The organism is Pseudoduganella aquatica, assembly GCF_009857595.1.
GTDB lineage: Bacteria > Pseudomonadota > Gammaproteobacteria > Burkholderiales > Burkholderiaceae_D > Rugamonas > Rugamonas aquatica_A.
On the sequence record NZ_WWCU01000006.1, the window covers coordinates 195,527 to 215,769 of the forward strand.

General features: G+C 65.6%; 20 protein-coding genes. 8 read left to right on the forward strand and 12 right to left on the reverse strand.

Going from position 1 to position 20,243, the window contains the following annotated elements; translation table 11 throughout:
• Positions 1-61 precede the first annotated feature (61 nt).
• Positions 62-448: an SPW repeat protein gene (locus GTP77_RS08410; RefSeq protein ID WP_161071717.1), complete on the forward strand. Its 387-nt coding sequence runs from the start codon at positions 62-64 to the stop codon at positions 446-448.
• Positions 449-497: 49 nt separating this feature from the next.
• Here GTP77_RS08410 and GTP77_RS08415 read toward each other — a convergent pair whose 3' ends face one another.
• The 10 genes from GTP77_RS08415 to rsmB form a co-directional block, all read right to left on the reverse strand.
• Complete coding sequence (locus tag GTP77_RS08415) at positions 498-1,790, reverse strand: ABC transporter permease (protein ID WP_229202120.1); 1,293 nt, start codon at positions 1,788-1,790, stop codon at positions 498-500.
• Positions 1,791-1,798: 8 nt separating this feature from the next.
• On the reverse strand, positions 1,799-2,773 hold the full coding sequence (locus GTP77_RS08420; protein WP_161071718.1) for an ABC transporter ATP-binding protein: 975 nt from the start codon (positions 2,771-2,773) through the stop codon (positions 1,799-1,801).
• A 90-nt stretch (positions 2,774-2,863) separates the two neighbouring features.
• Positions 2,864-4,144, reverse strand: a complete 1,281-nt coding sequence (locus tag GTP77_RS08425) for an EAL and HDOD domain-containing protein (RefSeq protein ID WP_161071719.1) — start codon at positions 4,142-4,144, stop codon at positions 2,864-2,866.
• A gap of 104 nt (positions 4,145-4,248) precedes the next feature.
• Positions 4,249-5,037: a class II glutamine amidotransferase gene (locus tag GTP77_RS08430; protein WP_161071720.1), complete on the reverse strand. Its 789-nt coding sequence runs from the start codon at positions 5,035-5,037 to the stop codon at positions 4,249-4,251.
• 49 nt (positions 5,038-5,086) lie between these two features.
• The gene (locus GTP77_RS08435; RefSeq protein ID WP_161071721.1) at positions 5,087-5,344 is read right to left on the reverse strand and encodes a BTH_I0359 family protein; all 258 of its coding nucleotides are present in this window, start codon (positions 5,342-5,344) and stop codon (positions 5,087-5,089) included.
• Positions 5,345-5,421: 77 nt separating this feature from the next.
• Positions 5,422-5,880: a P-loop NTPase family protein gene (locus tag GTP77_RS08440; protein WP_228894974.1), complete on the reverse strand. Its 459-nt coding sequence runs from the start codon at positions 5,878-5,880 to the stop codon at positions 5,422-5,424.
• Entirely contained in the window at positions 5,880-6,599 is a 720-nt protein-coding gene (locus tag GTP77_RS08445) for a response regulator (RefSeq protein WP_161071722.1), read from the reverse strand. The genes GTP77_RS08440 and GTP77_RS08445 overlap by 1 nt, the downstream gene beginning before the upstream one ends.
• Positions 6,600-6,682: 83 nt before the next feature.
• Positions 6,683-8,986 carry a sensor histidine kinase gene (locus GTP77_RS08450; protein ID WP_161071723.1) on the reverse strand — a complete coding sequence of 768 codons (2,304 nt, stop codon included), beginning with the start codon at positions 8,984-8,986 and terminating at the stop codon, positions 6,683-6,685.
• Positions 8,987-9,514: a DUF4390 domain-containing protein gene (locus GTP77_RS08455; RefSeq protein WP_229202121.1), complete on the reverse strand. Its 528-nt coding sequence runs from the start codon at positions 9,512-9,514 to the stop codon at positions 8,987-8,989.
• A 127-nt stretch (positions 9,515-9,641) separates the two neighbouring features.
• Positions 9,642-10,967, reverse strand: a complete 1,326-nt coding sequence (rsmB, locus tag GTP77_RS08460) for a 16S rRNA (cytosine(967)-C(5))-methyltransferase RsmB (protein ID WP_229202125.1) — start codon at positions 10,965-10,967, stop codon at positions 9,642-9,644.
• 644 nt (positions 10,968-11,611) lie between these two features.
• Between rsmB and argS the strand changes: the two genes are divergently transcribed.
• Genes argS through GTP77_RS08495 form a run of 7 tightly spaced genes read left to right on the forward strand, consistent with a single transcriptional unit; the run spans position 11,612 to position 17,801 of the window.
• A complete protein-coding gene (gene argS / locus GTP77_RS08465) occupies positions 11,612-13,321 on the forward strand; it encodes an arginine--tRNA ligase (RefSeq protein ID WP_161071726.1) in 1,710 nt (569 codons plus the stop codon).
• A 22-nt stretch (positions 13,322-13,343) separates the two neighbouring features.
• Positions 13,344-14,048 (forward strand): SPOR domain-containing protein, encoded by a 705-nt coding sequence (locus GTP77_RS08470; protein WP_161071727.1) that lies wholly within the window; start codon positions 13,344-13,346, stop codon positions 14,046-14,048.
• Positions 14,049-14,058: 10 nt separating this feature from the next.
• Entirely contained in the window at positions 14,059-14,730 is a 672-nt protein-coding gene (locus GTP77_RS08475; protein ID WP_161071728.1) for a thiol:disulfide interchange protein DsbA/DsbL, read from the forward strand.
• 13 nt (positions 14,731-14,743) lie between these two features.
• Positions 14,744-15,523 (forward strand): SDR family oxidoreductase, encoded by a 780-nt coding sequence (locus tag GTP77_RS08480; protein ID WP_161071729.1) that lies wholly within the window; start codon positions 14,744-14,746, stop codon positions 15,521-15,523.
• Complete coding sequence (locus tag GTP77_RS08485) at positions 15,520-16,314, forward strand: biotin--[acetyl-CoA-carboxylase] ligase (protein ID WP_161071730.1); 795 nt, start codon at positions 15,520-15,522, stop codon at positions 16,312-16,314. The genes GTP77_RS08480 and GTP77_RS08485 overlap by 4 nt, the downstream gene beginning before the upstream one ends.
• The gene (locus tag GTP77_RS08490) at positions 16,311-17,090 is read left to right on the forward strand and encodes a type III pantothenate kinase (protein ID WP_161071731.1); all 780 of its coding nucleotides are present in this window, start codon (positions 16,311-16,313) and stop codon (positions 17,088-17,090) included. The genes GTP77_RS08485 and GTP77_RS08490 overlap by 4 nt, the downstream gene beginning before the upstream one ends.
• 12 nt (positions 17,091-17,102) lie before the next feature.
• Positions 17,103-17,801, forward strand: coding sequence for an SPOR domain-containing protein (locus GTP77_RS08495; RefSeq protein WP_161071732.1), 699 nt, complete (start codon positions 17,103-17,105; stop codon positions 17,799-17,801).
• 9 nt (positions 17,802-17,810) lie between these two features.
• Here the strand turns inward: GTP77_RS08495 and GTP77_RS08500 are convergent, their stop codons facing one another.
• Positions 17,811-19,004 (reverse strand): septal ring lytic transglycosylase RlpA family protein, encoded by a 1,194-nt coding sequence (locus GTP77_RS08500; RefSeq protein WP_308807701.1) that lies wholly within the window; start codon positions 19,002-19,004, stop codon positions 17,811-17,813.
• Positions 19,001-20,116: a rod shape-determining protein RodA gene (rodA, locus tag GTP77_RS08505; protein ID WP_161071733.1), complete on the reverse strand. Its 1,116-nt coding sequence runs from the start codon at positions 20,114-20,116 to the stop codon at positions 19,001-19,003. The genes GTP77_RS08500 and rodA overlap by 4 nt, the downstream gene beginning before the upstream one ends.
• Positions 20,117-20,243 lie beyond the last annotated feature (127 nt).

Here is a 20,243-nt window from a genome sequence, read left to right on the forward strand (position 1 = left end):
CGGGAACCTTTGCGCGCTGCGATGGCCTAAGCATGGAGTTAACCACTTCAACGGAGGCCATATGGAAAACGCAGTTGCAATCAAACGCTGGCAGGATCAGCTGATCCTGCTGCTCGGTTTGTGGCAGTTCATTACGCCCTGGGTGTTTGGCTACGGCATCCCGTCGCAGCTGGCGTGGAACGCTTTCGTGACCGGCGCGGTCATGGCGGCGCTGGCCGCGTTTGATCTGTACAAGACCTATTTCTGGGCGGTTGTGCTGAACCTGCTGGTTGGCGTCTGGGTGGCGGTGTCGCCCTGGGTGCTGGCGCGGGCCGAGCAGATCACCGTGCCGCAAGAGGCCATGTGGAACAACCTCATCGTCGGCGCGGCGGTTGCCGTGCTGGCGCTGTGGGAGATGCGCACGGATCCGGAGTTGCGCACGCATTGGCCGGGTGCGGCGCATCCGTGACCGTGGCGGAGCTTGGCGGGTTACGCGCCCAGGCGCTAACCCGCCGGTTTCACTGGTCGCGGCGGAATTTCCAGATGGCGAGGCCGGCAAACACGGCGGCAAAGGCAAGCTGCACCGCCATGGGGCCAAGCGCGCCTTCCATGCCGAGGCCGCGCCACGTTACCGCGTCAAAGCCGTCCACCGCCCAGCGGGTGGGGATGGCGATCGTCAGCAGCTGCATCCACGCGGGGAAGACGAAGGACGGCACCCAGGCGCCGCCCAGCATCACCATGATCAGCGTGGCGAACACCGCAATGCCGCGCGCGGCTTCCGGCGTCTTGCCGAAGGCGGCGATCAGCAGGCCGAAGCCTGCCGTCATCAGCGCGAAGCACAGCCCCACGCCCACGAAGCCCAGCGGGTTGGCAATCTGCACCTTGAAGATCAGCATGGCGCACAGGAAGATGGCCACCAGCAGGCCGGAGGCGATCACGGCGGCCGATATGGCGCGCGCCAGCAGCACCGTGGTCAGCGATACCGGCGCGGCCAGCAGCCGGCTCCAGATGCCCATGCGGCGCGCCAGCAGGATACCTATGCCCATGTCCACGCCCATGAACAGGATGAACTGCACGCTCATGCCCGCAAACGAGTGCGCGTAGCCGTTGTACTTGGGACCAGAGCTGAGCGCCTCGTCCTTGGTGGCGAAGGGCATGCTCAGGCCGGGCTTGGCCTTGGCGCCGTCCGCGCCGTCCTGCGCAGGCTTGGCCTGCTCGGTTTTCTGGAACTTGCGCACGCTGGCCAGCATGTCGCGCAGTTCGGGATTGCCCTTGCCTTTCGCAGTCTCCTGCTCCAGCTCGAGCAGGCTGGTGTCCATGAACTTGGCGCCCGTGTCGCCGCCGAACATTTCCGCGCTGACGATCTGCATCACCTGCTGCGTGAGCATGCCTTTCACCATGGCCAGCGTGGTCGATTGCGAGGGGTCGTAGAACACCGGGATCTCCGGCTTGTTCCCCGCACTGAACAGCGCTTTGCCTGCGGCGTCGCCGAAGCCTTGCGGAATCACCACGGCCACGGTGAGCTTGCCGGAACGGACCCTGGCTTGCGCCTCTTCCAGCGGCAGTTCAATGATGCGCAGCGTGGCGTCCGCCTTCAGGCCGTCGGCAATCTTCACGCCGACCGGGCTGCTGTCCTGCAGCACCAGGCCGACGTCGATCTTGCCGGTCTTGGAATCGCCGCTGCCGCCGAACAGGGAGCCGAAGAAGGCAGCCAGCACGATGGGCAGCATCAGGTTGATCAGCAGCGCGCGCTTGTCGCCGAGGTAGAGGATGAGGTCTTTGCGGACCAGTGCGAAAAATGCGGTCATCATGGTCCTTTTCAGTCGCGCAGGCTGCGGCCGGTGAGGTTGAGGAAGATGTCTTCAAGATTGGTCTTGGCGGTGGCGAAGTGCTGCAGGGCGCAGCCCTGCGCGTTCAGCCAGGCCAGCACGGAAGCCGCGTGCGCGGTAGCGGCCAGGCCGATTTCCAGCACCGGGCCGCCCTCGCCGGCCTGGCTGCCCAGCTCGCGCACGGCGCTCACGCCCGGCAGGCTGCGCAGGCCGGCGAGCAGCTCGGCCATGCGCTCGGCCGCCAGCGGCTGCGCCAGTTCGGCACGCAGCGCCGCTTGCGCGGGCAGGCGGCGGTACAGGTCGGCCGGGCTTTCATCGGCCAGCACTTTGCCGTGGTCGATGATGACGATGTGGTCGGCCAGCCGCTCCACTTCCTCCATGTAGTGGCTGGTGTAGATCAGCGCCATGCCCTTGGCCTTGAGCGCTTCCAGCGTGTCGAAGATGGCGTTGCGGCTTTGCGGATCGACGCCCACGGTGGGCTCGTCCAGGATCAGCAGCTTGGGTTCGTGCAGCAGCGCTGCGGCGATATTGAGGCGGCGCTTCATGCCGCCGGAGAAGGTGGATGGCTTGTCGGCAGCGCGGTCCGCCAGGCGCACCATGTCCAGCGCCTGCGCGCAGCGCTCCTTGAGCAGCGCGCCTTTCAGGCCGTACAGCGCGCCGAAGAGCTTGAGGTTTTCCAGCGCGGACAGGTCTTCATACAGCGCCAGGTCCTGCGGCACCAGGCCGATCTTGAGCTTGGCGCCGGTCTGGCCCTGGGCCATGGCCTCCCCTTCCAGCTCGACGCTGCCGCTGTCGCTGCGCAGCAGGCCGCAGATCATGCTGACGGTGCTGGACTTGCCGGCGCCGTTGGGGCCGATCAGGCCGACGGTCTGGCCGTGCCGGACCTGGAAATTCACGCCGTCGACCGCGAGGCGGCCGCCGTAGGATTTGCTGAGTTGATTGACGCTGAGCAGGACTGAAGTCATGGCGCGGTGCGATCCGTTAATAAGATCGCAAGCTTATCGCGCCTGTTAGCCTTCTAGCAAGTGACAAGTGTCATGACTTGTTGTGACAAGTCACAATGCGTAGCGCACCACGTTGTCGCTCCACTCGAACGCCGCCATTTCCAGTTCCACCAGTTCGTCGGTGGAGACGGCCAGGTCGCGCAGCGTGGGCACGATCTGGTGCTCCAGCTCCTCGATCTGTTCGATGGATTCGGCCAGCTTGAGCAGGTCGCCGAAGAAGCCGCCACGGAACATCAGCGCATCCTGCACCTCGTCGATGACGGGGATCTGGGCCAGGATTTCGGACATGGGGATGCCGAACAGCGTATCCATCAGCGACATGATGCCAACCGTGAAGGCGATGTCGGCGCAGTGGCGCTGGCTGGGGCGCAGCTTGAGCGCCAGCAGCTCCAGCAGGCGGCCGCGCGTGGTGGCCAGCATCAGCAGCGGCGTCATGCTGTGGCCGCGCTTGCTCGGTTCTGCGTACAGCATGATTTGCAGCCAGCGCTGCAGCTGGCGGCGGCCCAGGATGGTCACGGCCTGGCTCAGCGAGTCGATGCGCTGGCGCGCGCCCACGGCAGGCGTGTTCACCAGGCGCAACAGGTTCAGCGCCAGCGACACGTCGCGCTTGATGGCGCGTTCGATTTCCAGGTTGTCCGCTTCCGACGTCACCAGGGTCATCAGCTCCATCACGGCCAGCTGCGACGGCGACAGTTTCTTGCCGCTCATGATGACCGGCTTGGCAAAGTAATAGCCCTGGAAGTAGTCGAAGCCCAGGTCCAGGCAGTGCTTGAACTCCTCGCGGGTTTCCACTTTTTCGGCCACCAGCTTCTTGCCGTCCTGCTTGAAGCGCGGCGCCAGCTTCATCAGGATGGGCAGCGGCGTGTCGCGCATGCTCATCTTGACGTACTCGATCATGGGCATCAGCGACTGCACATTGCCGGTTTCGCCGGTCACGTCGTCCAGCGCGAAGCTGAAGCCGTGGCTCACCAGCTCGGCCATGCGCTTGAGCACCGGCGGCGTGGCTTCCATGGTTTCCACGATTTCCAGCACCACTTTTTCGCGCGGCAGGAAACCGAAGATGTCGCTCATGATGACGTCGGCATCGACATTGACGAAGCCGAGCGCGTCGCCGATCACTTTTTCCATGCCCAGCTGGGAGGCGTGGGCGATCACGGACGCGGTGGCGCCGATGTCGCTGACGATGTTGGCCGGCCCGACGGGCGCGTTGCGGAACAACAACTCATAACCGAACAACGCCTGATTGCGGTCCAGCATAGGCTGACGGCCAAGATAGAACTCGCGCACACGCAAATTCCTGGAGGCCGCACTAGTAGGCGAAAGGTCGATCATGGAAGGGTCCGTCTCAGTTCAGGAAACAATGGTGCCAAATGGCAACTAACCCGCTGTTTTACGCGGTTTTACCTGATATTTTGGCATCATTCACGCATGTTGTCTCAAACAATTTTCGCGTTACCCGGCGCATCAGGTATTCCATCGAGAAATACTTTCAGTTCACCGGGCACAAACGCCGTCCATTGCTCGTTCGTTGTCAGCGGCTGGGTGACGATAATGGCCACGCGGTCGTCCGGCGTGGTGACCTCGGAAAAGTCCACGGTCACGTCCTCGTCGGACAATTCGGCGGTCAGGAAGGGATATTGACGCACCAGGTAATACAGATTGGTGGAGCAGTGCGCGTACAGTTCGTTGCCGCTGGCCAGCAGCATATTGAAGGTGCCGTGCGCGGCGATACCGGCCACCAGCTCTTCCAGCACGCCGCGCAGGGCGGCCCGTTCGGGGCGCTGGTCGCCAAAACGGGCGCGCAGCGTCTGCAGGATGTAGCAGAAGGCCCGCTCGCTGTCGGTGTTGCCGACCGGGCGGAAAGCACCGTCCAGCACGGGATGGAATTCCTTCAGGTCGCCGTTGTGGGCGAACACCCAGTAGCTGCCCCACAGCTCGCGCACGAAGGGATGGCAGTTCTCCAGCGCCACCAGGCCTTGCGTGGCCTTGCGGATGTGCGCGATCACGTTGCGCGACTTGATGGGGTAGTTCTTGATCAGCTCGGCGATCGGCGAGGCGATGGCGGCCTGGTGGTCGACAAAATGGCGCACGCCGGCGCCCTCGAAAAAGGCGATGCCCCAGCCGTCATGGTGGGTGTCGGTGCGGCCGCCGCGCATGGCGAAGCCGGTGAAACTGAACACAATGTCGGTCGGGACATTGCAGTTCATGGCTAGTAATTGGCACATAGTAAGGGAGAATCTGCAACAGACTCTCACCTTACCATGCCTGCGGCCTTTAATGCAGCAGCACGGGCTGGCTCATCAGGGACTCGTAGCTGCCGAGGAATTCGTCGACTTCCTCCATGGTGGGCTCGCTGGCAATCAGCTGGGTGACGTCGCGCCGGAAGCTTTGCGCCAGCACGCCCGCGATGAAGATCTCGCGCTTGCAGCCTTTGTCCACAATTTCATAGCCGCCAAAACGCAGGGCCTCCAGGTCGCGGTCCGCACCGAATTCAACCACGCTGTACTGCTCGCTGTTGTAGATCAGGTTCATTTGGCTTCCTTCACGCTAGAGGCGGAAGCTCATGTGTTCCGCCGGTCCATATTGAAGTGGGGACCGGGCGCCGCTTTTCAAGCCTGGGCTTGCAAATCGGTATCCAGGTCCAGCAAATCGCCATACGGAGCTTGCTGCAGCATGCTGCGCAACTGGTCCACATGCTCCGCATTTGCCAGGCTGATGAACAGCTGCGCTGGCGGACGGCGCAGCAGACGGTTCAATGTTACTCGCAAAACGAGATTTCCTGCGCAGCACAAACAGCCGGGAGCGATGCGCTGCACATTCAGGCCTGTTTCGGGGGAGGAGATAAGGGGGGAATTGGCGTCCGCCAGGCCTTCCAGAATTACAGCGGACTGCGCGGCGGACTGCGCGGCCGCCATATTGGCGAGCGCGGCGGCGATGGCCGCTTCGCGCACAGCCGCGCGCGGGCCGGTCACCAGCGTGACGCGGGTACGCGCGGCCGCAGCGGGCGATGGCGGACCGCCCGCGCCGGCCCCGGCTGCGCCGGGAGCGGCATCGGCGGCGCTGGCCATTATTGGTTCTTCTTGGCCAGCTTGCCCGGCTCCACGCCCAGCTGCTTGAGCTTGCGGTACAAGTGGGTGCGTTCCAGGCCGGTCTTCTCCGCCACCCGCGTCATGCTGCCGCCTTCGCGGCCCAGGTGGTGCTCGAAATACATGCGCTCGAAGGCGTCGCGCGCTTCGCGCAGCGGCAGGTCGAACGACAGGTTGAACATATGGCCCTCGCCCGCCGTGGCGCCCGCGCCGCGCACCGAGGCGTGGGCTTGCGGCATGGCGGCGCTGAACGGCGCGCCGGCGGCGACCGCGCCGTCTTCCGGCGGCGGCGCCACGGCCGGACGCGGCGCCAGCGACGGCGAACGCACGGTTTCCTGGGCGCGCGTCAGGCCTGCTTGCACTGCCTTCAGCAGTTTCTGCATGGCAATTGGCTTTTCCAGGAAATTCAGCGCGCCGATGCGCGTCGCTTCCACCGCCGTATCGATGGTGGCGTGGCCGGACATCATAATGACGGGCATGGTCAGCAAGCCGTCGCGCTGCCATTCCTTCAGCAGCGTCACGCCGTCCGTGTCCGGCATCCAAATGTCGAGCAGGACCAGATCCGGCGCGCCTTGTGCACGCGCCTCGCGCGCCTGCTGCGCGTTTTCGGCAAGCTGTATTGCGTGTCCCTCGTCGCTCAAAATTTCCGAGAGCAACTCGCGGATACCCATTTCATCATCCACTACCAGAATGTTTGCCATCTATCCCTGCCTTTTTTTCATTCGCCGGTCATGCTGACATTGTAAGCCTGCATGCTAGCAATTATTTTATTAGTCTTCCAATATTATGCCAACTGCACCGGCGCCAACTTTAACAGCAAAATCAGTACCGAAGCGCCACTTCTATCGACATGGTTCTGGATATCAATCCGTCCCCCATGCTCGTCGATAATCTTTTTCACCATCGCCAGCCCCAAACCGGTGCCGCGCGCCTTCGACGTCACATACGGTTCAAAGGCGCGCGCCAGGATTTTGGGCGCGAAGCCGGGGCCGTTGTCCGATATCGCCAGGCGCACCGCAACGCGGGTGCCGCCGTCTGCGCTCTGGTAATGGATGGCCTCGGTGACGACGTCGATGCGCGGCGCCACGCCGGCGGGCGGCTGGTCCAGCAACGCATCTTGTGCATTCTGCAGTAAATTATGGATCACCTGGCGCAGCTGGGTGGCGTCGCCCATCACCAGCGGCAGCTGGGGCGCCAGCGCCAGGTGGATGATGTCGCTGGCCTCGCCGCTCAGGTACAGGTTCAGGATCTCTTCCACCAGCGCGTTCACGTCCAGCGGCTCGAGCACGGCCGGCGGGGTCTTCGCGTAGTCGCGGAAGTCGTCCACCATGCGCTTCATGGCGGCCACCTGGTTGACGATGGTGGTGGTGGCCTTGTTCAGCAGGTCCACGTCGTTCTGCATTTCCAGCTTGGATTCGAGCTTCATCTGCAGGCGCTCGGCCGACAGCTGGATGGGCGTCAGCGGGTTCTTGATTTCATGCGCCAGGCGGCGCGCCACCTCGCCCCAGGCGATCGAGCGCTGGGCCGAGATCACGTCGGTGATATCGTCGAACACCACGATGTAGCCGCTGCCGTTTTCCACCGGCAGGCGCGAGCCGCGCGTCAGCAGGGTCAGGTCATGCTCGTCCGGATTGGCGCTGTTGGCCGGGCGCGGAATTTCGATCTGGCGCTGCCAGTGCAGGCGCTGCACATTGCGGCCCGCCGCCGAGTGCGCGCTCTGCGCCGAGAACGCCGCCACGATGGCGCCGGCGAACTCCTGCAGGCCGTCGATCTCGGTCAGCTGCTGGCCTATCATGGTCACGCCGGCGTGCTGCAGGATGCGCTCGACCGAGTCGTTGCAGCTGACCAGGCGGAAGTCCCCGTCCAGCACCATCACGCCGGCCGACATATTGCCCAGCACGGACTCCAGGTGGGCCTTGGCGTTCTGCAGCGCGGCGCGGTTCTTGTCGACGGCGATGCGCGCATCCGACAGCTGGCGCGTCATGGTGTTGAACGACTGCGTCAAGGTGCCCAGCTCGTCCGAACTGGCCACGATGGGGCGCGGCGACAGGTCGCCGCCGGCCACCGCGCGCGTGCCCTCGGCCAGCAGCAGCAGCGGCTGGGCCAGGTCGTTGGCGATCAGGAAGGCCGCCGCGATGGCGCCGAACACGGCCAGCAGCAGGGTCAAGGTCAGCGTTTCGATATACATCTTGCGCAGGCCCACGCGGGCCACGAAGCGCTCCTTGTATTCGCTGTAGGCGGTGCGCAGCGTTTCGCCGTTGGCGGCCAGCTTGGGCGGCACGGCCTGGATAATCTGCAGGAAGCGCGGCGCCAAGTGGGTGCCGTTGGGCTGCACCGGGTCCGGTATGGCCAGCAGCACACGCACGCGCAGCACGTTGGAGGCGTCCGGCAGCGGCGGCGGCGGCGCGCCCACGCGGTCGTCGCGCAGTTCGCTGCCGCCCTCGGCCTGGGCATAGGAGTCCTCGTTCTTGGCCACCGCCAGCATGGGCGCATTGGGCAGGTCGGCCGACAGATTGATGCGCTGCGGCCCGGTGGCCGACACGATCAGCCCGCCTTCGGCGTCGACGATGATGGCGCTCTGCGTGCCGGGATGGGTCTTGACGAAGCGCGCCAGGATGGCCGGCGCGGCGTAGAACTGTTCTTCGGCCAGCAGGCTGGCGGTTTTCTTGCTTTGGCCGTTGAGGTCGGCCACCGCCTTGTCGAGCGCGTCGCGGCCCAGGGTCAGGCCGGCGTCCAGCGCCTCCTCGATGCGCACGTTGAACCAGGAATCAATCGAGTGGGACACGAACTGCACCGACACCAGGAAGATCACCAGCCCGGGCAGCACGCCGATGGCGGCGAACAGCAGCACCAGCCGCGTCATCAGCTTGGAGCCGAACTTGCCGGCCCGGTAGCGCGAATACAGGCGGAACAGCGACACGCCCACCAGCACCAGCAGCGCCACGGCGACCGCCGCGTTCAGGCCCAGCAGCCAGCCGTAGTAGCGGTCGAACAGGCCGGAGTTGTCGGACGCCGAGGCCAGCAGGAACAGCAGGATGCTGACCGCAGCGCCGGCAACGACGAACAGGTACCGCAAGGCCGGTCTCACTTATTCAGCCCTGTACAGGAAGGTTTTCTTGTTCGACGCCAGGCGCCACTCGCTGTTGTTGAACGCGTTGACCTGGATGGGCTTGGGCAGGTAATCGCGGTCCATGCCCATGCGCAGCGTGACGTTGTAGACCTCGCCCACCTTGAGCGCGCCGCGCGGCGCCACCACCCAGCGGCTGGGCCGGCGTATCAGGAACAGCGCGTCCTCCAGCGTCGGGAAGCTCTGCCGCACATTGCCGACCGGGCCGACGTGGTACTGGCGCGTGAGCACGTTGTAGGAAATGCTGAAAGTGCGTTTAACGCGGACGGCCTTCTCGTCCACCCAGTACCAGCGAGGGCGGGTGAATTCGATTTCGGTGGTGAAGTACAGCGGCATGCCGTACAGCAGCGCGTCTTCCAGGCCGTGGTTCAGTTCAAAGGAATAGGCGGCCGACAGGCGGTAGCCCTCCTCCGCCGCCTCGATGGTGGCGCGGGTGATTTCAACGGTTTCCTCCGACGCGCGCGCGGGCGACAGCGCGCAAGCGAACATCAGCAGCAACTGCCAGGCGAGGAGTCGAAAAAAACGTTGCGTCACAAGTGGGCCGGTACTAAATATATCCGTCGGGAATAGCGCGAAAAATTGGGCAAAACATGGAGTCGCTACGCTTATGCGCCGTTCACGCATTTTTCTGGAACAAGGCGTAGAACAGTCCATCATGATCCTGTTCGGCACTGCCGGTGGGCAGCAATTGACCGGGCGCATCGAGACGGGTGGCGCCGTGACGCACCGCGAAGGCGGCCGCCTGCGCCTCGGATTCTTGCGGCCACAACGAACATGTCACGAACAGCAATTTACCATTGGGGGCAAGCATCTGCCAAAGGTTGTCGAGAATTTTGGCGGAAAGTGTTGCAAGTTGGAGCGTGTCGCCCTTGCGGCGCAGCCAGCGGATATCCGGGTGGCGGCGCACGATGCCGGACGCGGTGCACGGCACGTCGGCCAGGATGCGGTCGTAGGCCTGGCCGTCCCACCAGTCCGGATGCTGGGCGTCGGCCGCCTTCATGGTAGCGTGCAGGCCCAGGCGCTCCAGGTTCTCGCCCACGCGCAGCAGGCGCTTGGCGTCCGCGTCGAGCGCGGTCACGTCGGCGTCGGCCAGCTCCAGGATGTTGCAAGTTTTACCACCTGGCGCGGCGCAGGCGTCCAGCACGCGCATGCCGTCCTGGACATCGAGCAGCTGCGCGGCCAGCTGGGCCGCCGCGTCCTGCACCGAGACCACGCCGTCGTCGAAGCCGGGGATCAGGTGCACGCCGACCGGCTTGGCCAGGCGCACCGCCTGCGGGCCGATCTGCGCGGCGGCGATGCCGGCCTGCTCCAGCCTGGCCAGGTAGTCGGCCACCGTGCTGCGGCGCAGGTTCACGCGCAGGGTGAGCGGCGGCGGCTGGTTGCCGGTGCTGAGCACGGCTTGCCACTGGTCCGGATAGGCGGTGCGCACCGCGTCTATCCACCACTGCGGGTAATTCCATTTGGCCACCGGCTGCAGCGCGGCCGCGGCCAGCAGCTCGGCGCGCTCGCGCTGGAAGCGGCGCAGCACGGCGTTGACCATGGGTTTGGCGCGCTCGGTGTCCGGGTGGGCCCAGGCGGCGCTGACGGTCTGGTCGACCACGGTGAACTGTTCGTAGGCGGCGCTGCCGTCGGCGTCCTTCTGCATCAGCGGCAGGGCGCAGGCCAGCAGGGCAGCCACCAGCGGCTCGGGCGCTTTCGGCGCCATCATGGCGATCAGCGCGTCGCTATGGCCCAGCGCGCGCATGGCGCGGTAGGCGATGTCCTGCATGGCGCCGCGCGCCTGCGGGATGGCGTTGGTGCTGGCGAACACGCCGGCCAGCGCCTGCGGCAGCGCCATGCCGGTGCGCACCTGGGCCACGGCGGTGGCCGCGCCCAGCAGGGCGAAGGCCAGCGAGTCATGGCGCAAATCGGTCTGGAAATTGACTTGCAGCGCAGGCTTCAGGTCGCGGTGGTGGCTCTCGCGGAACTCCGGCTTGGAGCGCGGGGCCGCAAATTTGGGCTCGGGCGCCGTCTTGCGCTGCTTGGGCGCGGCCTTGGCCCAGACCGAAGCCGCGGTCTCGGCCGGTTCGCCGGAAGCCGGACGCGGCGTTGCAGGACGGGCCGGCGAGCCGGACTGGCCACCGGCGGCGGCCGGCTTGGCCGGCCAGGTCTTGGCGCCGCCGGCGGCGGCCGGCTTGGCATACGCCGGTTTGCCGGCTGCGGATTTGCCGGGAGCGCCCTTGTAAGGTGCCTTGCCGGCAGCGGTCTTGGCCGGTGCGGCAGGGGTTTTCAGTTTCAGGACTGGGCGCTCTTTGGTCATCTTGTTATTTCCGTAATGGCTCGCGTCCGCCCATGGCAGGGCCGAGCGGCCCGCCGGGCCGCAAAAATCGCGGAATTGCTATAAAGGTGAGATTGTAACCGGGTTGTGGACAACTCAGGCTAAAGCCATGTCGGCTTGCATCTGGTTCAAACGTTTGCTCCCCCTTGCAAACCAGTATAATTACCGCTGTTTGGCCGGGGCGCACGCTGCCGGCCGTTTCGCTTCAAAACCGCTTTTACAAGCGCATTAACCAGATACTTAGCGCGGCCCAGCCGCCACCTACGCACATGCTCGCCCAACAGAAACAAGAGATCACCGCCCTGTTCAACGCCGCCCTGGCGCCCATCCTCGACGGCTCCGGCGTCACCGCCAATGTCGTGCTGGAGCGCCCGCGCGATGCGTCGCACGGCGACGTGGCCTGCAATATCGCCATGCAGCTGGCCAAACAGCTGAAGATGAACCCGCGCGAACTGGCCACCAAGCTGGTCGCCGCGCTGCTGGACAATCCGGACGGCAAACACATCGTTGCCGCCGCCGAGATCGCCGGTCCGGGCTTCATCAACCTGCGCGTGACGGACGCGGCCAAGCAGGCCGTCGTGAAGTCCGTGCTGGCGCAAGGCGCGCAGTTCGGCGGCAGCGACGTGGGCAACGGCAAGAGCGTAATCATTGAATTCGTGTCCGCCAACCCGACCGGCCCGCTGCACGTGGGTCACGGCCGCCAGGCGGCGCTGGGCGACGCGCTGTCTTCGCTGTTCACCTCGCAAGGCTACGCGGTCACCCGCGAGTTCTACTACAACGACGCCGGCGTGCAGATCCAGACCCTGGCCACCTCGGTGCAGGCGCGCGCGCGCGGCTTCAAGCCGGGCGACGCCGAATGGCCCGAGTCGGCCTACAACGGCGACTACATCCAGGACATCGCGGACGACTTCCTGGCCAAGAAAACCGTATCGGCTTCGGACGGCGCTCCCGCCACCGCCTCCGGCGACGTGGACGACCTCGAATCCCTGCGCGCCTTCGCCGTGACCTATCTGCGCAACGAGCAGGACATCGACCTGCAAGCCTTCGGCGTGAAGTTCGACAACTACTACCTGGAATCGTCGTTGTACAAGGACGGCAAGGTGAACGCCGCCGTGGAAGCGCTGCAGAAAGCCGGCGTGACCTACGAGCAGGAAGGCGCGCTGTGGCTGAAAACCACCGACTACGGCGACGACAAAGACCGCGTGATGCGCAAGACCGACGGCACCTACACCTATTTCGTGCCGGACGTGGCCTACCACATCGTCAAGTTCCAGCGCGGCTTCGACCAGGCCATCAACATCCAGGGCTCCGACCACCACGGCACCATCGCGCGCGTGCGCGCCGGCCTGCAGGCGGTGAACATCGGCATCCCGAAAGGCTATCCCGACTACGTGCTGCACAAGATGGTCACCGTCATGAAGGACGGCGCCGAGGTGAAGATCTCCAAGCGCGCAGGCTCCTACGTGACCGTGCGCGACCTGATCGAATGGTCGGGCGGCGGCGACACCACCAAGGGCCGCGACGCAGTGCGTTTCTTCCTCATCTCGCGCAAGGCGGACACCGAATTCGTGTTCGACGTGGACGTGGCGCTGAAAACCTCGGACGAGAATCCGGTGTATTACGTGCAGTACGCCCACGCGCGCATCTGCCGCATGCTGGAACAGTGGAACGGCGACGAAGCCAAGCTGGCCAATGTCGACCTGTCGCCGCTGACCGCGCCGTCGGAAGCGACGCTGCTGGCCGCGCTGGCCGCCTACCCTGAAGCGCTGGCGCGCGCGCAGGCCGAACTGGGCCCGCACCAGGTGGCGTTCTACCTGCGCGACCTGGCCGCAGCGCTGCACAGCTTCTACTTCGCCGAACGCGTGCTGGTGGACGACGAGGCGACCAAGCTGGCGCGCCTGGCGCTGATGGTGGCGACCCGCCAGGTGCTGCGCAACGGCCTGGCGCTGATCGGCGTCTCCGCTCCGAACAAAATGTAAATCGCTTAGGGTATCCCGCACAATGAGTTTCCGTCCCACTTCTTTGCAGCGCCAGCGCGGCAACACGCTGGTTGGCATCATCATCGGCCTGGTTATCGGCCTGGTTATCGCGGTCATCGTGGCATTGGTGATCACCAAGGGTTCGACGCCATTCACCGACAAGTCCGGCAAAACGGGCAAGGCGGCGGAACCGACTGCGGGACAGATCTCGGATCCCAACAAGCCGATGTACGGCAACAAGGAAGCCGCGCGCGAAGCGGCGCGCGACCTCGCGCGCGACCCGAACGCAGCGGCGCCCGCCGCGCCGGCGGTCCCGGCCGCGCCAGCAGCTCCTGCTGCGCACACCACGCCGGCCGCGCCGGCAAAACCGGCGACCGATGAACTGCAGCAGGTGGTGGACAAGATAGAAGCGGCCAGCAAGAAGCCCGGCGCCACCAACGTGCAGCCCACCGTGGCCGCACCGGCTGCAGCTGCGGCGGCAGGCGAAGAGAAGTACGTATATTATCTGCAGGCGGGCGCCTTCCGCGAAGTGGCGGACGCCGAAAATGCGCGCGCCAAGCTGGCCCTGCTGGGCTTCGAGGCGACCGTGTCCGACCACACCAACAGCACCGGCGTGCTGCACCGCGTCCGCATGGGCCCCTACAATCAGGTGGAAGCAATGAACAAAGTACGCGGCAAGCTGTCGGAAAACGGCATCGACGTGGCCGTCGTGCGCAATCAAAAATAAGGAATCGAGCATGCGTATCCTGAAGCAGTTGTTGAGCGTAGTAGCAATGTGCAGCGCGGCCTTTGGCGCCGCCGCGTCCCCGGCCGCACCGATCAGCGGCGTGGAGTACCAGACCCTGCAAACCGCCCAGCCCACCGACACCGGCAAGAAGATCGAAGTCATCGAGTTCTTCGCTTACTACTGCCCGCATTGCAACAACCTGGAACCGCAGCTGGAAGCCTGGGTCAAGAAACAGGGCGACAACATCGTCTTCAAGCGCGTGCACGTGCCGCGCGACGAAAGCGTGCTGCCGCAGCAGAAGCTGTTCTTCACGCTGGAGGCCATGGGCCTGCTGCCGCAGTACCACAAGAAAGTGTTCAACGCCATGCACGTGGAACGCAACCGCCTGAACCGCGACGAGCAGGTATTCGACTGGGTGGCGGCCAACGGCATCGACCGCCAGAAGTTCATCGACACCTACCGCTCCTTCGGCGTGCAAGCCAAAGTAAAACGCGCCGACGGCATGATGGACTCGTACAAGATCGACTCCTGGCCTACGCTGATCGTGGACGGCCGCTACCAGGCTTCGCCGCACCTGGCCGCTTCCGGCATGCAGGGCAACCCTAGCGAAACCGAGCTGCAAACGGCTGCGCTGCAGGTCATGGACTTCCTCGTCGCCAAGGCGAAAGCGGAAAAGAAATAAGCATGGGCCGCCGTTGAAACGCGTATTCATCACCGGCGCGTCCAGCGGCATAGGCGCAGCCCTGGCGCTGCGCTATGCACAGCACGGCGCCACGCTTGGCCTGCTGGCCCGGCGCGGCGAATCGCTGCAAGCGCTGATCGCCACCCTGCCCTCCCCTGAAAAGCACCGCGCCTACGCCGTGGACGTACGCGACCACGCCGCCATCCGCGCGGCTGCCATGGACTTCATCGAATACACCGGCGGCGCCGACATCGTCATCGCCAACGCCGGCATCTCGCACGGCACGCTGACCGAACACGCGGAGGATCTGCCGGTGTTCGAGGCCATTATCGCCACCAACCTGAACGCCACCGTGGCCACCTTCGCGCCCTTTATCGCCGCGATGAAGCTGCAGAAAACACCCGCGCGCCTGGTGGGCATAGGCAGCGTGGCGGGCATACGCGGCCTGCCCGGCGCGGCGGCCTACAGTGCCTCCAAGGCGGCGGTGATCAGCTACTGCGAATCGCTGCGGCTGGAAATGAAACCGCACGGCATAGACGTGGTGACCATCGCGCCGGGCTACATCGATACCCCGATGACGCAGCGGAACGCCTACCCCATGCCCTTCCTGATGGCGCCGGAAAAATTCGCGGCGGCGGCGGTGCGCGCCATCGAGCGCGGCAACAGCTATGCGGTGATTCCCTGGCAGATGGGGGTGGTGGCCAAGCTGCTGCGCATGCTGCCGAACGGCGTCTACGACCTGGCCTTCGCCAAAGCGCCGCACAAGGCGCGTCTGAACAATAAAGCACCATGACTTTGCAACTCTCCCCGGCCGCGATTGCGCGCCATTGCGCCGAGTGCGCCAACCACGTGGCGATCGAAGTGGTGGCCGAAACCGGCTCCACCAATGCGGACCTGCTGCAGCGCGTGGGCACGCCGGGCGCCATGAGCGGCCCGGTGCTGCTGATCGCCGAACGCCAGACCGCAGGCCGTGGCCGCGCCGGCCGCCCCTGGCTGTCCGCGCCCGGCTCCACGCTTACTTTTTCGCTGGCGTGGCGCTTCAAGGGGCCGCTGCAGAACCTGGCCGGCCTGCCGCTGGCGGTGGGCGTGGCGCTGGCCGAAGCCATGACCGTGCTGGGCGTGCCGGTGCAGCTGAAGTGGCCCAACGACGTGATGAAGGACGGCGCCAAGCTGGCCGGCATCCTGGTTGAAACGCAGGCCGCGCAGGACGGCGCCATCTGGGCCGTGATCGGCGCGGGCATCAATCTGCTGATGCCCGACCAGCTGGAGGCGGATATCGGCCGCGAAGTGGCGTCCGCGCCCTGGCTGGCCAAGATGGAGCGCAACGAGCTGATGGCCGCGCTGCTGAACCGCCTCTCTTCGGTGCTGGCCGAATTCGACGACACCGGATTTGCCGCCTTCACCGAGCGCTGGAACCGCCTGCAAGCATGGCACGGCCAGCCGGTGCGCATACTCGACCATGGCGAAACCCTGCACGAAGGCCTGAGCGCCGGCGTGGACGGCTCCGGACGGCTGCTGCTGGACACGGCCCAGGGCCGCGTGGCAGTGCTGTCGGGCGACGTGTCGCTAAGGCTGGCGCCATGATGCTGCTGATCGACGCGGGCAATACCCGCATCAAGTGGGCGCTGGCCGCTCCCGGCGCGGCGCTGGGCGACTGGCTGGACTGCGGCGCCCTGATGCATGCGGACGCCGCGCAGCTGCCCGCCGCCTTGCAGGCCGCCGCTGCCGCACAGGCCACAGGGGCTGCAAACAACGCCATCACCCGCGTACTGGCCGCCAACGTGGCCGGCGCCGCCGTGCGCGGCCAGATCACGGCAGCCCTGGCCACGCTGGCCATCGGCGAAGACGCCATCGACTGGTTCGCCTCCGTGCCCGAGCGCGCGGGCGTGAAAAACGGCTACCGCAATCCCGCCCAGCTGGGCTGCGACCGTTTTGCCGCCGCCATCGGCGCGCACGCGCTGGCGCCTGGGCAGGCCGTCATCGTGGCGAACTGCGGCACCGCCACCACCATCGACGCGGTAACGGCGGACGGTGTCTTCCTCGGCGGGATGATCTTGCCCGGCCTGGGCCTGATGGCCACTTCGCTGGCGCGCAACACGGCGCAGTTGCCGCAGATAGCGCAAGGCGGTAAGCTGCCGTCTGGATTCGCCGACAACACCGACGACGCCATCCTGAGCGGCCTGCTGGCGGCGCAGGCGGGCGCCATCGAACACGCATGCGCGCTGCACCGCGCCCAGGCCTGCCTGATCTCGGGCGGCGCGGCGGCGTATATCGCGCCTGCCCTGCCGGCGCAGATTCCGCACCGCCTGGTGGACAATATCGTGCTGATCGGATTACAAGCTGCCGCCGGCAGCGCCTGACATGGAACGCCCGTGCTGAAACTCATCTTCTGGTTGCTGCTTGCTGTGAACGGCGCCCTGTACGCCTACGGACAGGGTTATCTCGGCCATTTCAGCGGCAACGAACGCGAGCCTGCGCGCCTGAAGAATCAGCAGAATGCGGACAAGCTGGCGCTGATCCCGGCCGCCAAAGCCAATGCCGCAGCAGCCGCGCTCAAGCCCGCCGCCCCTGCTACAGCGGATACCCCGGCGGAGAAAAAAACGGAAACCGTGGCCTGCTATGAAGTGGGCAATTTCGTGCTGGCCGATGCGCGCCGCTTTGAAGCGGCCGTGGCGCCGCTGGACCTGGGCGACCACCAGGCCCGCCGCAACATGCCCGGCACTGAGGTCTCCAGCTACATCGTGCATATCCCGTCGCAGGGCAGCAAGGAAGGCGCCGATAAAAAAGCGGCCGAGCTGCGCGGACTGGGTGTGAGCAATTACTTCATCATGGCGGACAATCCGGCCATGCGCTGGGCTATTTCGCTGGGCGTGTTCAAGACGGAAGCGGCGGCGCAGAACCAGCTGGCCATGCTGCAGAAGCAAGGCGTGCACAGCGCCCGCGTGGCGCCGCGCATGAGCGGCAGCAAGCTGCTGGCGTTCCAGTTCCGCGATATCAGCGCCGACGTGAAGGCGCAGCTGGAGGGCAAGCTGAAGGCCTTCCCAAGCCAGGAAGGCCGCAGCTGCAAGTAATCCGGCAGATTAGCGCTGGATAATCAGGGGCTTCAGGCCCATCGCCGGCGGCAGCCCCGGTATGGCCTGCGCCGCTTCCTGGCGCGTGGCATACGGGCCAGCATACAGGCGGTGCACATCGCCGGAAGGCACAATCTCAAGACCGCTCAAACCGCCGTCCATCGCCAGCTTGGCGCGCACGGCTTCGGCGTTTTCCTTGCGGCCGTATGCACCCAATTGAAGATAGAAGCCGCCCGCAGCGGCAGGCGTCGTCATTGCCGCAGGCGACACGGCGGCCGGCATGGCGGCGCCTGCCTGCGGCGTCAGGATCAGCGGCGCGGCGCGCGGCATGGCCTGCAAGGGCTGCGGCATCTGGCTGGCAAGCGCCAACGCGGGTGCGGCGCTTTCCGGCCCGGACGGCACGGCGGCCACGCTGGCGGTGGCCACGGCAGCGCCGGACGGCGGCGACGGATACAGCATGGCGGCCGTCTCCGACGGCGCGCGCGGCTTGGGCTTGTTCTCGGGCTTGGGCTCCGGCTGCGCGGCGGCGGCCTTCTGCTGACTGCGCTCGGCGTTGAACCGGTCCACGTCCGCAGGCAGAATGCGTTCCACCTCCAGCTGGTGGCTGCCTTTGCCCAGCAATCCCAGCTTCAGCGCGGCAGTATAGGAAACGTCAATCACGCGCGTCGAATGGAAGGGACCACGGTCGTTGATGCGCACCACCACCTGGTTGCCGTTGTCCAGATTCGTTACCTTGGCGTAGGAAGGAATCGGCAGCGTGGGATGGGCTGCGGACATTTTGTACATGTCGTAGATTTCACCGGACGAGGTGCGCTGGCCGTGGAACTTCTTGCCATACCAGGTGCCCAGGCCGCGCTGCACAAAGGTCTTGTTCGGGTCCGTAATCGGCGTATAGGTTTTGCCGAACACCACATAAGGCTTGCTGTTGCGCGGATTGAGCGGCTCATTGCGCACTTCCGCATCCGGCGTCGCCATCAGGTTGGGCGGCGGGTTCTCGCCCGGGCCGTCGTCCTGGTAGTAGCCGCCGCGCCCCGAGCCGGCAGGCGGCAGCACAGGCACGCCGGGCTCCGGTTTGGCCGCCGGCTTGGCGGCAGGCGCGGGACGGGCTGCAGGCGCAGACGCGGGCTGCTGCGGCGCGGTGCCGCAGCCGGCCAGCGCCAGCAGCGCCGCCAGCGCCAGGCCATAAACGGCGCGGCGCATCATGTCTGCACCAGCTTGCGGTGGCGCTGGATGCTCATCAGAATGCCCGATGCAAGGCCCAGCGTCAGCAGCGCGGTGCCGCCGTAGCTCATGAACGGCAGCGGCACGCCCACCACCGGCAGGATGCCGCTGACCATGCCCATGTTGACGAATGCATAGGTGAAGAAAATCATGGTGACCGCTCCCGCCAGCAGGCGCGTGAAGAAGTTGGGTGCGTTCGCGGCGATCATCAGGCCGCGCCCGATCAGCAGCAGGTACAGCATCATCAGGAACAGATTGCCCATCAGCCCGAACTCCTCGGAGTAGACCGCGAAAATGAAGTCGGTGGTGCGCTCGGGGATGAATTCAAGGTGGGCCTGCGTGCCCTCTTTCCAGCCCTTGCCCATCATGCCGCCGGAGCCGACGGCAATGGTGGACTGGATAATGTGGAAGCCCTTGCCGAGCGGGTCGGTGGTGGGATCGATCAGCGTCATGATGCGCTCGCGCTGATAGTCGTGCATCAAAGACCAGGCCACTGGCAAACTGGCCCCGGCGGCAATGGCCAGCGCCACGATAGCCTTCCACGACAGCCCCGCCAGGAAGATCACGCAGAAGCCGGCCATGACCACCAGCAGCGCCGTCCCCAGGTCGGGCTGGCGCGCAATCAGGAACACCGGTATCAGCAGCAGCACTGCGGCAATGGCGTAGGAATGCCAGCGCAGCGTGCCCTGGCGCTGCTGGAAGAACCACGCCAGCATCAGCGGCACGGCGATCTTGGCAAACTCGGAAGGCTGGATGTCCACCACGCCGATATGCAGCCAGCGCCGCGCACCGAGCTTGATGGTGCCGGCCACCGCCACCGCCAGTAGCAGCGAGACCGTAACCACGTAGGCGGGCAGCGCCACGCGCATCATCATTTGCGGCGACACGTTCGCCACCATCCACATCATCAGGAAGGACATGCAGATGTTGCGGACCTGGTCTTCAATCTTGCCCGGAATGCCCATGCTGGCCGACACCAGCGTGACCAGGCTGGTCGACAGCAGCAGCGTGATGATGAGCATCAGCGGACCGTCGAACACGGTCAGGTAAGGTTTCATGCGGCGCCACAGCGAGCGCCTTTCGTTAATACGCATACGCGTCCCTTATTCTTTCTTGCGCGGCTGCGCTGGCGGCGCAGGCGGCGTTACGGCTGGCGGCGGCGCATGCGGCTGCGCGCCGGGCGGCAGCACGGCGGCATGCTTGCGCTGCGCCGCGGGAGCC